General features: G+C 69.9%; 14 protein-coding genes. 7 read left to right on the top strand and 7 right to left on the bottom strand.

Annotated elements, in window-relative coordinates:
• Positions 1-154 precede the first annotated feature (154 nt).
• From IG84_RS0108540 to IG84_RS0108560, 5 genes are all read right to left on the bottom strand, one after another.
• Positions 155-619: an Lrp/AsnC family transcriptional regulator gene (locus IG84_RS0108540; RefSeq protein WP_031053375.1), complete on the bottom strand. Its 465-nt coding sequence runs from the start codon at positions 617-619 to the stop codon at positions 155-157.
• A 77-nt stretch (positions 620-696) separates the two neighbouring features.
• On the bottom strand, positions 697-1,182 hold the full coding sequence (locus IG84_RS0108545) for an HAD hydrolase-like protein (RefSeq protein WP_051861518.1): 486 nt from the start codon (positions 1,180-1,182) through the stop codon (positions 697-699).
• A 54-nt stretch (positions 1,183-1,236) separates the two neighbouring features.
• On the bottom strand, positions 1,237-2,472 hold the full coding sequence (locus tag IG84_RS0108550) for a trans-sulfuration enzyme family protein (protein ID WP_031053380.1): 1,236 nt from the start codon (positions 2,470-2,472) through the stop codon (positions 1,237-1,239).
• A gap of 342 nt (positions 2,473-2,814) precedes the next feature.
• Positions 2,815-4,041 (bottom strand): LCP family protein, encoded by a 1,227-nt coding sequence (locus IG84_RS0108555; RefSeq protein ID WP_031053383.1) that lies wholly within the window; start codon positions 4,039-4,041, stop codon positions 2,815-2,817.
• Between the two features lie 139 nt (positions 4,042-4,180).
• Entirely contained in the window at positions 4,181-6,277 is a 2,097-nt protein-coding gene (locus IG84_RS0108560; protein WP_031053386.1) for a bifunctional polysaccharide deacetylase/glycosyltransferase family 2 protein, read from the bottom strand.
• Positions 6,278-6,595: 318 nt separating this feature from the next.
• Here IG84_RS0108560 and IG84_RS0108565 point away from each other — a divergent pair, with 318 nt between their 5' ends.
• Positions 6,596-7,495, top strand: a complete 900-nt coding sequence (locus tag IG84_RS0108565) for an arginase family protein (protein ID WP_031053388.1) — start codon at positions 6,596-6,598, stop codon at positions 7,493-7,495.
• Positions 7,496-7,730: 235 nt separating this feature from the next.
• Here IG84_RS0108565 and IG84_RS0108570 read toward each other — a convergent pair whose 3' ends face one another.
• Positions 7,731-8,330, bottom strand: coding sequence for a CGNR zinc finger domain-containing protein (locus IG84_RS0108570; protein ID WP_031053391.1), 600 nt, complete (start codon positions 8,328-8,330; stop codon positions 7,731-7,733).
• An 89-nt stretch (positions 8,331-8,419) separates the two neighbouring features.
• Here IG84_RS0108570 and IG84_RS0108575 point away from each other — a divergent pair, with 89 nt between their 5' ends.
• The 6 genes from IG84_RS0108575 (at position 8,420) to IG84_RS0108600 (ending at position 15,298) form a co-directional block, all read left to right on the top strand.
• Positions 8,420-9,199 carry an MBL fold metallo-hydrolase gene (locus IG84_RS0108575; protein WP_031053393.1) on the top strand — a complete coding sequence of 260 codons (780 nt, stop codon included), beginning with the start codon at positions 8,420-8,422 and terminating at the stop codon, positions 9,197-9,199.
• Between the two features lie 235 nt (positions 9,200-9,434).
• A complete protein-coding gene (locus IG84_RS0108580) occupies positions 9,435-10,733 on the top strand; it encodes an MFS transporter (protein WP_031053395.1) in 1,299 nt (432 codons plus the stop codon).
• 185 nt (positions 10,734-10,918) lie between these two features.
• Positions 10,919-11,524: an MBL fold metallo-hydrolase gene (locus IG84_RS0108585; protein WP_031053398.1), complete on the top strand. Its 606-nt coding sequence runs from the start codon at positions 10,919-10,921 to the stop codon at positions 11,522-11,524.
• Between the two features lie 640 nt (positions 11,525-12,164).
• Positions 12,165-13,259, top strand: a complete 1,095-nt coding sequence (locus tag IG84_RS0108590; RefSeq protein ID WP_245659271.1) for a glycoside hydrolase family 62 protein — start codon at positions 12,165-12,167, stop codon at positions 13,257-13,259.
• Between the two features lie 33 nt (positions 13,260-13,292).
• Positions 13,293-14,201, top strand: a complete 909-nt coding sequence (locus IG84_RS0108595) for an alpha/beta hydrolase family protein (protein WP_031053402.1) — start codon at positions 13,293-13,295, stop codon at positions 14,199-14,201.
• A 65-nt stretch (positions 14,202-14,266) separates the two neighbouring features.
• The gene (locus IG84_RS0108600) at positions 14,267-15,298 is read left to right on the top strand and encodes an endo-1,4-beta-xylanase (RefSeq protein WP_031053404.1); all 1,032 of its coding nucleotides are present in this window, start codon (positions 14,267-14,269) and stop codon (positions 15,296-15,298) included.
• Positions 15,299-15,463: 165 nt separating this feature from the next.
• On the opposite strand, the gene IG84_RS0108605 is transcribed toward IG84_RS0108600, so the two are convergent.
• Entirely contained in the window at positions 15,464-16,264 is an 801-nt protein-coding gene (locus IG84_RS0108605; protein ID WP_051861519.1) for an IclR family transcriptional regulator, read from the bottom strand.
• Positions 16,265-16,283 lie beyond the last annotated feature (19 nt).

Consider the following 16,283-nt stretch of genomic DNA (forward strand, 5'->3'; position numbering starts at 1 on the left):
CGTCAAGCGCGCCGCGGCCCGCGCCAACAGGGAGATCGGAGTACTGGAGCCGGACACGGCGGGATCGCCGAGCAGGCTCTCGCCAGTGGGGCAGTCGTCGTTGACCTCGTGGTCCGGGCCGGGCTGCTCGACAGGGAGCGGGCAACCCGGTTGCTCACTCCTCTTCCGCAGAACTCGCTGATCCACGCGGGCGGTTGACGACCCGCGACAGCGTGAGTGCCGTGACCGTGTCACGTACGCCGGGCATCTGGGCGATCTCCTCCCAGATGCCCCGTACGCGTTCCAGCGACGCCGCTTCCAGCCGCACCATGATGTCGAAATCACCGCTGAGGATTTCGCAGGTGACGACCTCGGGGATGCGTTTGAGCGCGGCCAGGACGTCGCCGCCGCGCATGCGGTCCTGGCGGTAGACGAGTACCAGGGCGGAGACGACGTCCGCCCCGGCGGTCTCTCCGGGGCGGACGATGGTGTATCCGGCGATGTGTCCCTGGCGTTCCAGCCGCTCGATGCGCTGGCGCACCGCGTTGCGTGACAGCAGGACCCGGGCAGCCAACTCGGCGTGCGGGATACGGGCGTTGCGGGTCAGCTCGGCAATGATTTTCTCGTCGATGGCGTCCACGGTGGAGGGTTCCCTTCGTGAGGAAGGCCCCTGGCAGCCGGGCGCTGCCAGGGGCCGGTACTGCAGGCCGGAGCCCGTCAGGAGCGGGGAGGGGAGACGAGGCACTCCTGCAGGCAGTGCTGAATCACGTCCTGTTTGGTGTGGCGGCCTTCCGCATCGGAGGTCCCGCACACGGCCACCAAGTAGGGGGCGAGGCCGTGGTGTTCGGTGATCCGCACAGCCTGGTCCTCGATCTTCGAGGTCGCCACCGCCATGGGCAGACCGGCCGTGGCAAGAACCTCCAGCAGGGCCAGAACTCCGTCGTACACCGTGCTGGCCAGGGCACCGTACTCGGCATAGTCCGCCCGGTAGAGCCGCAGGGCCTGCTGGGCGGTCGGCTCGTCAAGGCCGATGACCTCGCGGAACGTCTGGTACATGGGCGGGCCGACGAAACTGCGCAGCGTGTCCGCGTCGGGTACGGGAACACCGAGCGCAGCGAGCGCGGTGGCGACGCCGGCGGTGATGCCGGAGGCGGAGTCCACCAGGGTGCCGTCGAGGTCGAGCAGGAGGCATGTGGGCGTCACGGGTCACCTTCGTGAAGTGCTGCCGCAGTGGCGGGGCGACGACAGGTGGGTCGGTCAGGACGGGAAGGTCGCATCGAGGGCGGCGCGGATGTCGGCGAGGAGATCGTCCGTGTCCTCCAGGCCGACGGACAGCCGCAGGTGCCCGTACTTCCTGAAGTCCTCCGGGTAGTTCTCCATGCCACCGCGTCCGCTGCCGCCGACATGCACGATCAGGGATTCGTCGTGGCCGAGTGACACGGCCGAGGTGATGACGCGCAGGTTGCTGACGAAGCGGTTCTGCGCGTCGGAGTCCCCGTCGACGGCGAAGGCCATCATGGCGCCGTAACCGGCGCCGGCGAACTGGCGGCGCGCGGTCTCGTGCTGCGGGTGCGAGGGGAGGCCCGGGTAGGCCACGTAAGCGATCCGGGGGTCGGCTTCGAGCAACGCCGCGATCTTCTCGGCAGAGGCGAAGTGCTGCCGCAGTCGCAGCGGCAGGGTGACGGACCCCCGCATGATCATCCAGGCGTTGAACGGCGAGATCACCCCGCCGACCTCGACCATGGCCTCGTGGCGGATCGGGTCCACCAGGTCACGGGCGCCGATGACGACGCCGCCCATCGCGTCACCGTGGCCGTTGATGTACTTCGTCAGCGAGTGCACGACGAGATCGGCACCATCGCGCAGCGGGCGGTAGAACGGTGGGGGAGTCCAGGTGGAGTCGACCGACAGCAGGGCACCGGCATCATGCGCGATGTCGGCGAGCGCGGCGATGTCGGCCACGGTCGTCGTCGGGTTGGCGATCGCCTCCGCGTGGACGAGCTTGGTGTTCGGGCGCACGGCGCGGCGGACCGCGTCGAGGTCGCTGATGTCGACGAGCGTCGCCTCGATGCCGTACTTTTCCGGAAGCAGCTCGGCGAAGAGCCGATAGACAGCGTCGTAGGTCACATTGGAGACCACCACGTGGTCCCCGGACTTCAGGTGGGTGAAGAACACACTGTGCAGCGCGGCCACACCGGTGGCGAACGCCACCGCGTCCTCGCCGCCCTCCAGAGCTGCGAGCTTGGTCTGGAGACAGACCTGGTTGGCACCGGAGTTGCGGGTGTAGACCAGTCCCTCGGCCGAGGACCAGTCCATGGTGGACGGGTCCTCCGGCAGCAGGTAGGAGTTGGCCATCACCAGCGGTGTCCGCACCGCACCGGTGCCCTCGTCAATGGTGTTGCCGACGTGCACCGACTGAGTGGCGAACGCGAGAGTGGACGGGTCGTGCTTGTCGGGCCGGGGAGTGCCCGGTATGTGGGTTGCTGTGCTCATGTGATCGATGTTCCTTTCGCCGTCGGCATCGCGGCCGGATGTCATGGACCGGAAAGCGGAGTGGGTAGGGCGGTCAGAACCTCGCCCATGCAGGACGCCCCGGCGCGCGGCAGGCCGTGACGGGTCCTGTCTCTCCGGGTCGGTCATTTCAATGTACCACCTAGTCACTCTACTGAGGGGGTGACATGGGCAACCGCGGCTCTGCCGGTGCGCTCGTCGCGCCGTCCCCTTGGATCCCGGGCGTCGCGGCCGACCCCGGGCGCCCACGAGAGCCCAGCCGCCGGAGGGTCCTGCGCCGGTTCCACGTCGATTGCTGACGGGTACGCCCGCCGGCCGGTCGTCTCAGCTCTCTCCGCCGACGGACACCGGCCGGTCGTCCCGCAGCTCGCCGAAGAGTTTCTTCGCCCGCGGCAGGTTCCACTTCACGGCGCTGCCCTTGGAGGTCCGGAAGCCGAGAGGGGACACGGGGACATTGAGGCGCTTGCCGTTGCCGGCCGTCACGCCCTGCATCGCCTCGAACAGTGCGGTGAGGGTCCGCAGGTCCGTGTTCTTGTCCACGATGAGCGTGTGCAGTCCCGCTCTCATGGTCGGGTAGACCTTCGACGGGTTGAGGAGAGTGTCCGGCGTGGCGGTCTTGTCGGCCAACGCGGACAGGAACTTCTGCTGGTTCTGGCTGCGCCCCAGATCGCCCTGGGCCTCCTGGTGGCGCTGGCGGACGAACGCGAGGGCCCTGCGGCCGTCGAGCGTATGGCACCCCTTCGTCAGGTCCAGCCCCGACTTCTCGTCCTTGATGTCCCTGTCCACGCACATCCGTACGCCGCCGACCGCGTCCACGATGCCCACGAAGCCCGCGAAGCCGATCTCCGTGTAGTGGTCGATGCGCAGACCCGTGTTGTGCTCGATGGTCCGCACGAGGAGGTCGGGGCCGCCGAACGAGAACGCCGCGTTGAGCTTGTTCTTCGACGCGCGGTAGTGCTTGCCCGTATCGGGGCGGATGTAGGGCGGGATGGTCACCCACGAGTCGCGTGGCAGGCTCGTCATCGTGGTGCCGTGCGCGCCGGTGTGCAGGAGGATCATCGAGTCGGTGCGGCGGCCCGCGTCGGCCGAACCGCCGGTGTGCAGGTCTTTCTTGGCCCGGTCGGTCAGGCCCGCACGGCTGTCGGAGCCCACGATCAGGTAGTTGGTTCCCCGGCCCTGCGGTGGGCGATCGGTGATCTTACTGAGGTCGACGTCGCGATGGAGACTGGTGTCGGCCCAGATGTACGTACCGCAGGACGTCAGGAATAGCACGCCGGCCAGGAGGACCGCCGTGCGCGCGAGTCGGCGCCGCCGACGGGGGCGGGCCGGGGTGGACCTTCCCCTGGGAGCCCTGGGAGTGCGATCGGACCCGTACTGAGGGCTGCTCAGTACCGGCACGGGCTGCGGGTTTGCGGACGGCTCAGGCGCGTACTCGGCCTGAAGCCACACCTGCCCGGTGCTGACGTGCGCCGTCTCCGCAGTGCCAACGTACGTCTCCGCAGTGCCAACGTACTGGTTCCCGTCGGGCCACCCGTACAACTGATCGTTCATGGAGGGCAGTGTGTACCTCCAGAGGCTCCGCACCCGATCTTCCGGAGATCTTCCCGGAATGGCGCCGCCGTTGTGCTATAGCGAACGCCCGCCGCCGGGGCCGAGCGCCAAGTGGACGCTCGGCCCCGGACGTCCCCGGTCACCGCGACGGAAGGCTTCCGTACGCGACCGGCTGCCCGATCTGCTCAGCGGCGGTGCCCGAGCGGTGCATGCGCTGCCACTTCAGCCGCGTTCCGAGAAGGAACGCCGCTACGGACTGAATGACCACCAGGTACATCAACTGCCGGTAGACAAAGAGCTGGAACGGCATCGACCAGAGCGCCCGCACCCGCTCCCCATCCAGCCGCAGCGCGTACCCCGCCACGGCCAGCTGAAGGGCGAGGAAGGCCAGCCACACCCCGGCCGACTGCACGGGGCTGCGGAAGAGCGCCCCGTACAGCGCGAACACATCGACCACCGGCGCGAGCAGTGGCAGGGCGACCTGGAAGAGCGTGAGATAAGTCAGCCCGCGGCGGCCGAACCGCCCGGCAGGGCCCACCTCGACCGTCGCACGGCGGTGCTTCCACATGGCCTGCAGCGTGCCGAAACACCAGCGGTACCGCTGCCGCCACAGTTGGCGCAGCGAGGTGGGCACCTCGGTCCAGGCGATGGCGCTCTCCTCGTAGACCACCCGCCAACCGGCCTCCCACAGCGCCATGGTGAGGTCGGTGTCCTCGGCGAGGGTGTCCGCGCTGACCCCGCCGACGCCCATCAGCGCGTCCCGGCGAAAGGCGCCGATGGCGCCGGGCACCGTCGGCATGCACTCCAGCACCTCGAACATCCGGCGGTCCAGGTTGAACCCGAAGACATACTCCAGGTGCTGCCATCTGCCCAGCAGGCCGCGCCGGTTGCCGACCTTGGTGTTACCACTGACCGCACCCACGGCCGCGTGCGCGAGCGGCTGGATGAGCCGGTGAACGGCATCCGGCTCGAAGACGGTGTCGGCATCGACCATGACCACGATGTCGCATCTCGCATGGGACAGACCCGTGTTGAGGGCGGCAGCCTTCCCCGCGTTGGCCTGGCGGATCACTTGCACGCGGGGATCGTCGATCCACGTGGCGAGGTCCGCCGTCCGGTCCGTCGACCCGTCATCGATGACGATGACCTGCAACTGCCGGTGAGAGGAGGCGAGCAGCGACCGGACGGTCGACTCGATGCCCGCCTCTTCGTTGTAGGCAGGCACGAGAACGGTCACCGGGTCCGTGATCTCCCGCAGTCGGGGCGAGCCCGGGCGAAACCGGGTCAGACGCCGGACGTGGGCACGGGCGAAGAGGATGAGCAGCGCCAGCCGCAGCACGCCCAGCGCGCCGGCGATCCCCAGGACCCAGGTCATGATGCTCACAAACGTGTGGCCGAGGGCCTTGGCCCAGATCAGGCCCGTGCCCTGCCACCGTTCCAGGACGGAGACCGGCCGATCGGCCTGCGCCAGCCCGGCCCCGGCCGTCACAGTGGTGAACTCCTTCACATTCCGGTTGCCCAGCAGCTTCTCCGTCTCCTCGTACGCGGTACCGGTCTGCGCGTACTGCCGGATCACGCCCTGTGCCGACTTGCGGAACCACCGGTCGGCGGCGACCAGCGTGTACCCCTGCGCGGCGGCGTCACGTGCCGCCCGCCATTCGGGGCCGCACATCGTGTCCACCGCGGTGGTCAGCGGCATGCGCAGCAGTCGGGTGTCGATGCCGGCGGAGCCGGCCAGCGCCTTCTGCGTGAGCGACAGCTCCAGATGGGCGCGCAGCGGCGATGCCTCGCCCATGGCGGCGCCGGTGTAGGTGTTCGAGCCGATCTCATGGCCCTCGGCGCGTATCCGCCGTACCAGGTCCGGGCGTTCGGCCGCCTCGGCGCCGCGCAGGAAGAAGGTGGCGTGTGCGTGGTGGCGGCGCAACAGGTCGAGCAGGCGCGGAGTCCATACGGGATCGGGCCCGCCGTCGTAGGTGAGCGCCACTGTACGGGCGGGCATCGCGGCGGACTTCACCGACCCGCCGCTGATGCGCACCACCGGGCCGCCCTGGGCCACGGCCCGCGGCACGGGCGTGGTGCAGTCGCGCCGGGTCTTCGCGGCATCGACCTCGTGGGTGGTCCAGCCCTCGAAGAGCAGGGCACCGAACATCACAGGCAGCACGAGGATCAACAGCAGCCAGTGCCCGCGCGGGTCACGGGACTGCGCATGCCGGCCCCGGTTCGAGCGGCGCCTCACGACCAGGCCGAACTGCCGACCACCGCGACCCGCTCGGGGTGTCTTCGAGCCTCTGGGCCGCACGCAGAAGCGTCGGCGCATGGCTGATGAGCATGTATTTTCTGCCGTCTTGGGTACCGACTGGCCTTACGCATGGTGCGCGAGTGTACTCATGGAGAAATCGGGGTAGGCGCCAAAAGCGTGGTTTACGCACCACTGCGCCCCCTGGCCATCCCACCGGTTGATGCGGGCGATCGGGGCGGTCCGCCTCACAGGAGCAGGATGCGGATATCGCGCATCACGCTGCCCATGCCACCGTCGCCGTGGGATAGTTGGGCAGTGATCGCGTTGGTGTCCGCACCCAGCAATCTCGGCCTCCGTCCGCCGCTGCCGACGACCGTTCCCGGCTGCGCCAAGGCGCCGGAGGCGCTGCGCGACGCGGGGCTTTTCGCGCGCTTCGCCGAGCTCGGCGCGCGCGACGCCGGAGTGGTACTGCCAGGCCGGTATGCCGATGACTCCTCGCCAGGTCGGCTTCGAAACCAAAGCTTGATCATCGAGCATGCGCGGCGGTTGGCCGGGCGTATCACCGAGATACGGACAGTCGGCGACGTTCCACTGGTCATCGGCGGAGATTGCAGCTTGCTGATCGGAGCCGGCCTGGCGCTGCGGGCGGCGGGCCGGTTCGGCCTGGTACACCTCGACGGGCACACCGACTTCCGCCACCCGGGCAATTCCCCCACGTGCGCCTCTCTGGCCGGCGAAGACCTTGCCGCCGCTATCGGCCGGCACTGGCCCGTGATTGCCGACATCGACGGTCTCGGCCCGTACTTCCGCGCCGCGGACGTGTCGCACGCCGGGTGTCGCGACGAGGACGAGCAACTGGTCGAAGTGAGCCAAACGGTGGGCTTGACGATCCGCGCCTCCGAGATCATCCGTGACGGCGCCGTCGATGCCGGGCAGCGCATTCGCGAGCAAGTCGATCGAGCCGAACTCGACGGCTACTGGCTGCACCTGGACGTGGACATCCTCGACTCCGCGGTCATGCCCGCGGTCGACAGCCCCTCTCCGGGCGGAATCGACGCAGCGCACCTTGCCGACCTGCTCGCCGTGCTCGCCCCACGCGCCGTCGGGGCACAGGTCACCGTGTTCGACCCCGACCTTGACCCGGACGGGCGCTGTGCCCGGCTGCTTGTGGAGATCCTCGCCGATGGTCTGGGGGAGCTCGGCCGAGCGCGCTGACGATCAGCTCACTGAGCGAGACTGAGTCCGACTGGTCCACAGGTGTGGGCAATTGTCATCGCGTGTGCGTTCAGGCGGGCAATGGGCAGCGCTGGACCCTGGCCATAGCTTCGGCTTCGCCGCTCACCCTGTCGGCAGCGTGAAGGTCCGGAGGTCTTCTCCGTGATCAACAACCGTGACTGTCAACAACGCTCGTGATCAATACACCTGTACGGAACGGCCTCGGAAGGTCTCGTCATGTCGTCCCAGTCCGGGTGCGGCGGGCGTAGGCGCGGGCGGCGCGGGCGCGGTCGCCGCAGCGGGTGGAGCACCAGTGGCGGCGGCCGTGGCGGAGCAGGTAGCGATTGCAGGGCGGGGAGCCGCAGGCGGTGAGGCGTTCGGCATCGGGGCCGGTGAGCAGGTCTGCGGCGTCGGCGGCGAGGGTTGCCAGGGCGTGGTCGACGATCGCGGTGGTGGGGTGGGGAGTGGCGCGGTAGGGGCCGTTTTTGTCGTCCCACTGCAGCAGCGGGGCGGTGGGGACGCGGGTCATCGCGTCGTTGATGGCCGCGACGGCGGCGGGGAGGGCGGGAAGTCCGGCGGCGCGGGCGGCGAACAGCGATCTGATCTGTTCGCGCAGCGAGCGAAGCTGCGCCGCGCACATGTCCAGCATGCCGGCGTCGACCGGTGCGAGGCCGCGCTGTGTCAGCCAGTGGTTGGTCTGCGCAGGCGTCCCCAGTCGATCGACGGTGTGTCCGCCGGGCATGGCAATCGCACTGTTGGCCAGGGCGAGGGAGAGGTGCTCTTCCTCCCCCTGTGCGGGCGGCAGGGCGGGCTCTTCGGTCACGGACTCCTTCATGCTTCTCATGGTACGGCTTGCGCTCGTCCGTGAGAAATGGCTACTGTCATCTCACGGTTAATTTTCGTCCATCCGTGAGGTGTATTCCTGTGCCTTCTCCTTCTGCAGCGACCGACCAGTTCCCGGTCCGCGTCTTCGGCGGCCCGACCGCCCTCTTCGAGTACGGCGGACTGCGCTTCCTGACCGACCCCACCTTCGACGCCCCCGGCGACTACCAGGCGCCCGGCGTGGTCCTGACCAAGACCGCCCCTTCCGTCGGCGACCCAGCCGGCCTCGGCACCGTCGACGTGGTGCTCCTCTCGCACGATGAGCACGCCGACAACCTCGACACCTCCGGCCGGGCCCTGCTCGCAGATGTCCCCCTCACCCTCACCACCCCCGGCGGCGGACAGCGCCTGGGGGAGAGGGCCACGGGCCTGGCCGACTGGGAGTCCATCGAGCTCGACCGCCCCGACGGCGGCACCATCACCGTCACCGGCGTTCCCGCCATCCACGGCCCCGGCCCGCGCGAGGAGGTCGAGCCGATCGCCGGCCAGGTCGTCGGTTTCATCCTGACCGGGGAGGGGCTGCCCACCGTGTACGTCAGCGGCGACAACGCCTCCCTCGACGCGGTCAAGGAGATCGCCGAGCGCTTCGCCCCGGTGGACACCGCCATCCTCTTCGCCGGCGCACCGCGCTTCGCCGACGTCTTCGACGGCGAGCTGATCGTCCTGGACAGCGCCCAGGCCGCCGAAGCCGCCCAGCTCCTCGGCGCCCGCCGTGTGGTGCCCGTCCACTACGACAGCTGGGCCCACTTCACCGAGGGCCGCGACGAGCTGGAAGCCGCCTTCACCGAGGCCGGGCTGATCGACCGCCTGCAGATCGGCTGAACGCGCACCGATCCGCACCCGGTCCCACGGCTCCAGCCCGGTCGGCAGCTCCGTTCCCGGTCGCCCCGGCTCGCGCGGGCCTCCACACCCAGCAGGTCCGCGCGCCGGAGAAAACCCTGTCTCTCCCCGCTTCCCCGACAGCCGCCCCGCCCGTCCACCGCGACACGTCGCAACCTCGGCGCGGCCCCACCACCTGGCCTTTCGCCCCTGCCCGGGCCTGCCCGCCGGAGAAACCATGTCCCGCCACTCGGCACGCTTCACCATCACACCCCCAGCCACCACCGCACCGGACGCCGGGCCTCCGCCCCTCGCCCCGCAGAAGCGCATCCTGACCGCCCTGCTGATCTCTCAGGTCCTCAGCGGCGCCGGGCTGGCAGCAGGAGTCACCGTCGGAGCTCTGCTGTCGCAGGACATGCTCGGCGGTACGGCCCTGGCCGGCCTGCCCAGCGCCCTGCTCACCGCGGGCTCGGCGCTCGCCGCCGTCGCCGTCGGCCGCATATCCCAGGCACGCGGCCGCCGCCCGGGGCTGGCCACCGGCTACCTCGTCGGGGCCATCGGCAGCGCCGGAGTCATCGCCGCCACCCTCATCGACAACCCCCTCCTGCTCTTCCCCTCCCTGTTCCTCTACGGTGCCGGCACCGCCGCCAACCTCCAGGCCCGCTACGCCGGAGCTGACCTCGCCGCCCCCTCCCGCCGCGCCCGCGCGGTCTCCACCGTCCTGGTCGCCACCACCCTCGGCGGCGTCGCCGGCCCCAACCTCGCCGCTCCCGCGGGCCAGTTCGCCGCGGTCCTCGGCCTCCCTCGCCTGTCCGGCCTCTTCCTCGTCTCCGGCACCGCCTACGCCCTCGCCGCCCTCGTCCTGCTTCTGTGGCTGCGCCCCGACCCCCTCCTGCTCGCCCGCACGCTGCACTCCGAGCAGCAGGCGGCAGAGGCAGGCAGCGCCGCCGCGGCCGCGGTCGAGCCCTCATCAGCGGCAACGGGTCGCCGCCCCGGTCTGGCGCTGGGCGTGCTGGTTATGGTCCTCACCCAGCTCGTCATGGTCGCGGTGATGACGATGACCCCCGTCCACATGCATGCCCACGGCCAGGGCACCGCCGCCTCCGGCCTCGTCATCGGCCTGCACGTCGGCGCCATGTACCTGCCCTCGCCGCTGACCGGCTGGCTGGTCGACCGCTACGGGCGCAGTGCCATCGCCACAGCCGCCGGGCTCACCCTCCTGGCCTCCGGCGTCCTCGCCGCCACCGCGCCCGGCGATTCCGTACCCCTGCTCGCTCTCGCCCTCATCCTGCTCGGCGTGGGCTGGAACTTCGGCCTGGTCAGCGGCACCACCCTGATCACCGACGCCGTGCCCCTGGCCACCCGCGCCAAGACCCAGGGTCTGGTCGACGTGGCCGTCGCCATCGCCGGCGCCACCGGCGGGCTGGCCTCCGGCCTCGTGGTCGCCGCAGCCGGCTACTCCCTCCTGGCCATCGCCGGCGGCGCCCTCGCCCTCGCCGTCCTGCCCGCCATCCTCGCCACCGCCCGGAAACGCTGACCACGCAACCGGACGACCGGCCCTTTGGCGCCGGGCACAACGCCACCGGCAATCGGCTCGCCGGCGCTCGACCGGGCGCCAGCCGATCGTGCCGTCCGGCGCCACCAAAAGCCCCCCCGGCGCGGATGCGCAACCTGCGCCCCTGCCGGGTGTTTCCCCCACCGCACACAAGGAGTACTCCACCCATGACAGCGACATTCACCCTGCTGACCGCCGGCTACGACAGCTTCGACGAACGCAACGCCGGCCGCGACGGCCGCGAAAAGCCATGGCACGTCGCCTCCACCGTCGCCCTCCTGCGCGACGGCGACACCAACGTCGTCGTCGACCCCGGCATGGTCGCCGACCGCAAGGACATTCTCGCCCCGCTCGCCGACGCCGGACTCAGCCCCGAGCAGGTGACCGACGTGGTCTTCAGCCACCACCACCCCGACCACACCCTCAACGCCGCCCTCTTCCCTCACGCACGCGCCCACGACGTCTGGGCCTTCTACGAAAACGACCTCTGGCACGACCGGCCCGCCGACGGCTTCCAGCTCTCGCCCTCGATCCGTCTGATGGAAACCCCCGGCCACACGCCCCAGGACATCAGCACCGTCGCAGAAACCGACGAAGGAACCATCGTCCTCACCCACGTCTGGTGGACCGTCAACGGCCCCGCCGACGACCCCACCTCCAACGACCGCGAGGGCCTGCGCGCCTCACGCCGCAAGATCCTCGACCTCAAGCCCGCCCTGATCGTCCCCGGCCACGGAGCACCCTTCGTGCCCAGCAAGAACACCCCCGTGTAAGGCACACCGCACCAGCTCACGCGACGGGCCTCCTCCCGGGCCCCAAGTGAACCGAGTGCGTTCACGTTCCCTGCCGGGTCGTTGATGAGACACGCCCCGGCCGGGCGGCTCTCCCAGAGGTCACACGCGCATGCGGGCTGCGGTCGCCCGCCGCCGGTACAGCAACCTGGCGCCCCGGCGGTGGGCGCGGCCACGGGCCTTCCGCTCTGCCCGTTGCCGCGGACTGGCAGGGGCCGCCTGCCCCGTTTCGGGCCGCGGGGAGAGGGTGTCGCCGCTCGGCCTGGAGGGCGCCGCGAAACTCGTGGTTCGCCAGAACGCGGCCCCGCCGAAGAGCTGCGCGTGGCCCCTCCGTCGAACCGAGCGTGGCAGCCGGCGCGACTCAGGTAGGCCCCGCTGCAGGTCAAGGCGCTTGCTCGCCGCAGGCGTTGGGATATGTCGAAAGACTTTCGAGCACTGAACCGAAAATATTGCGCGCAAAGCGTTGACCGGACTCCGTCAAACGCTCCATTATTCCTACGCCCGAAGGCCCGGTCGCCGTTCGGTATATCGGCCAAGCTTCGGGCTGGACCGGCCTGGGCCGTACAGCCGGCCAACCCCGCTTCACCGCATGCGCACCAGTCGAGCCGCAATGGAGTTGCCCATGCCCTTAACGCATCGTCACCGCACCCGCCCCTTTCGCCGCCACGCCTACGGGGCCCTGCTCATCGCCCTGCTGACGGCGTTCTTCGCCGCGCCCGCCAACGGGGCGACGCCGACGGCCAGTCCCCGGCAGGATCTGCCGGGCAGTTTCCGCTGGTCGTCCACAGGGCCGGTGATCTCACCGCAGCAGGACGGCAGTAACTCCGTCGCCGTCAAGGACCCGTCGGTGGTCCAGGACAAGAACGGCAAATGGCATGTCTTCATGACCACTGCCGCGAGAACCTCCGGCGACTGGAGCCTGGCCCAGACCAGCTTCTCCGACTGGTCCCAGGCCGCCGGTGCGAAGCAGACCCACCTGGAGACCGCCTCCCGCATCGGCCCCGGCTACCGTGCCGCCCCGCACGCCTTCTACTTCGCCCCCAAGGACGAGTGGTACCTCGTCTACCAGACCGGCCTGCCGTCGTACTCCACCACCAAGGACATCAACGACCCGACCAGCTGGTCCGCGCCGAAGAACCTCATGAGCAGCATGCCCGACGTCGTCCGGGACAACATCGGCAACGGCAACTGGCTCGACTTCTACGTGATCTGCGACGACGCGAAGTGCTACCTGTTCTCCGCGGACGACAACGGCCACGTGTACCGGTCCGAGACCACCGTCGCCAACTTCCCGAACGGCTTCGGCAACACCAAGATCGTGCTCCAGGACTCCCGCGCCGCGCTGTTCGAAGGAGGCGCGGTCTACCGCGTCAAGGGCACCGACACCTACCTGCTGATCTGGGAGGCCATCGGCAGCGACGGAAACCGGTACTACCGCTCCTTCACCTCCAAGGGTCTGACCGGCACCTGGCAGCCGCTCGCCGCCACCGAAGCCAACTCCTTCGCCCGCTCCACCAACGTCACCTTCCCCGGCGGCGCCTGGACGAAGGACATCAGCCACGGCGAGCTGATCCGCGCCACCAACGACCAGACCATGACGATCGACCCCTGCCACCTCCGGCTCCTCTATCAGGGCCGGGACCCCAACTCCAGCGGCGAGTACTCGCAGTTGCCCTACCGGCTCGGCCTGGCCACCCAGGCCGGCTCCACCTGCTGAGACCTCCCTGTTCCCCCACACAAGGAGTCACGCATGTCGTTGAGTCGACGTACCTTTCTCGGCCTGACCGCGGCCGCGACAGCGGGTCTGAGCACCCCTCTGCTCGGCTCCGCACGGCACCCTGCCTACGGTGCCGAACTGCCGGCGCGTCGCGGTGAGTTCGCCGTGGGAGTCCGCCAGTTCAACTGGAGCCGCGGTTCCCGCTCGCTGTTCACCAAGGTCTTCTACCCCACCCCCGGCACCCCCGGCGGCGCCCCCGTTCCCGACGCCCCTCTCGCCGACGGTGTGTTCCCCGTCGCCGAGTGGAGCCACGGCATGGGCGGCAACTCCGACTCCTACGCCTCGCAGACCCACGCGATAGCCTCCGTCGGTTTCATCTGTCCCGCCCCCTCGTTCTCCGACAACACCAACCTCGCCTCCGTCTACGGAGGCGAATGGTCGAAGGACGTCTCCGAGGTCATCACCCGGACGCTGGCGCTCAACGACGCCACGGGCGGCCCCTTCGCCGGGCACATCGACACCGCGGCCGGCGTCGGCGTATCCGGGCACTCGATGGGCGGCATGACCACCCACGGCCTGGTGACCGCCTGGCCCGACGACCGTATCGCCGCCGCAGTCCCGGTCGCCTGCGTGGACATGGGCGACCCCGCCGCCTCGGTCGGTGCGGGCGTGCTGTTCATCCACGGTGACAAGGACCCGACCTGCGACTACGCCCTGGCCCGGCGGGCGTACGCGGAACTGCCCGCACCCAAGGCGTTCCTCACCCACGTCGGCGCGGACCACGCCGCGTACCTGAATCCGGGGTTCCCCACCTTCGGCCGGACCCAGAACACCCTCGTGGACTGGTTCCGCTGGCGTCTGTACGACGACACCGCCGCCCGCGACCGCCTTGCCGCCGACGCCACCGGCGACGGTACCCGCTGGGAAGCCGCCCTGGCCTGACGGCCGACGGCCGTACGAGTCCAGGCGCTGCACCGCCACCCACCCCCACCAGAGAGGGACACGCAATGACCGACAGATCCTCCAGAAGGCGCGCCCCGCGACGCACCCGGTCGGCGATCACCGCCGCGGCGACCGGCGCCCTGGCGGCAGCGGCCGCCCTGGCGTTCGCCCCCACCGCTCAGGCCGCCGAAACTCTCGGCACCGCGGCCGCCCAGAGCGGCCGGTACTTCGGCGCCGCGGTCGCCCCCCACCTCGGCGAGACGGACTACGAGTCCACGCTCAACCGGGAGTTCTCCAGCGTCGTCGCCGAGAACGCGATGAAGTGGGACGCCACCGAGCCGAGCCCGGGGCAGTTCAACTTCAGCGGTGGCGACGAACTCGTCGCCTACGCCAAGCAGCGCGGCAAGTTCGTACGCGGCCACACCCTGGTCTGGCACGCCCAGCAGCCCGGCTGGGTCCAGGGGCTGACCGGCGACACACTGCGCCAGGCGATGCGCAACCACATCACCAAGGTCGCCGGCCACTACGCGGGCAAGATCGACTCCTGGGACGTGGTCAACGAGGCGTTCGAAGGGGACGGCAGCCGACGCCAGTCCAACCTCCAGAAGCAGCTCGGTAACGGCTGGATCGAGGACGCCTTCCGCACCGCGAGAGCAGCCGACCCCAAGGCCAAGCTCTGCTACAACGACTACGGCACCGACGGCATCAACGCCAAGAGCGATGCCATATACCGGATGGTCCAGGACTTCCGCGCCCGGGGCGTACCGATCGACTGCGTCGGCTTCCAGAGCCACCTGGCCTCGAACTCCGACCTCAGCACCTACCGGCAGAACCTCCAGCGCTTCGCCGACCTCGGCGTGCACGTGCAGATCACCGAGCTCGACGTCGGCGGCTCCGGTGCGGCACAGGCCAATGTGTACCGGCAGGTCACCCAGGCGTGCATGGCCGTCGCGCGGTGCAACGGCATCACCGTGTGGGGCGTCACCGACAAGTACTCCTGGCGCGCCCAGGAAACCCCGCTGCTCTTCAACGGCAACTATCAGAAGAAGGAGGCGTACGGCGCGGTCCTCGCGGCGCTGAACAGCGCGGCGAGCTGAATCCGGCCGGGGCCCGGCGGCCGTTTCGCCGGGCCCCGAGTCCGCACGCAACGTGCGGCACTTCGTGAGCAGGTCGAGCGAGTGGCAGCGGTACGTGCGGCGTTCAGACCGGTGAGCTGGGGCAGGCTGAGGAGTCCGGGCTGGGGACGGGCTGAGCAGTCCGGGCTACTGCTCGGTGTCGTTGTGCGGCGGCAATGTCGCGTGATCAAGCCTTCGGGCAATGCCTGCGGCTGCCGACCACAATGCCGGCAGCAGGTTTCCCGTCTGCATGCGTGCCGTGGTGGCGGTGGCCGACACCGCGGCGTGGACGGTGCCGTCCGCGCCCGTCACGGGGACGGCGAGGCTGCTGTGGCCGGACAGGACCTCGCCGTGTTCGAGGGCGTAACCGCGGTCGGCGACGGTTGCAAGCTGCTGCCTCAGCTTCTCCGTCGTGGCGACGCTGCGTGTGGTCAGCGACGGCAGTCCGGTGCGGGTCAGACGCTGCACAGCGCCTGGCCCGCCGCGGTGCAGGGCGAGGAGGACCTTGCCCGTGGCCGTGCACGATGCGGGCAGCCGGCCGCCGACCTGTGAGTGGGTGTGGATGTTCGCCGCACCGGCGATCTTTTCCAGGAAGAGCACGTGGGAGCCGTCGAGCACGGCGAGGTGGAGGGTGGCTCGGGTACGCGCGAACAGGTCGGTCAAGAGCGGGCGTGCCACCGCGCGCAGCATCGCCGATGCCGGCACCCGCTGGCCGAGTGAGAAGAGCTGCATGCCGAGCTGGTAGCTGTCGCCCTGCCGCTCCAGCAGGCCCCACTGCACCAGCTCCTGCACGAGCCGGTGCGTGGATGCCTTCGGTATGCCGGAGCGCTTGCTCAGCTCTGTCAGCCTGAGCCGGTGGGTGCCGGACCCGAAGGCTTCGAGCAGTAGCTGCGCTTTGCCCAGGACCGAGTTCGGACGTGTGATGTCCCCGTCGACGTGTGCTGGCACCGGTTCGCTCCTCGATCGA

It is taken from the genome of Streptomyces ochraceiscleroticus (genome assembly GCF_000720485.1).
In the GTDB taxonomy this organism is placed as follows: domain Bacteria; phylum Actinomycetota; class Actinomycetes; order Streptomycetales; family Streptomycetaceae; genus Streptomyces; species Streptomyces ochraceiscleroticus.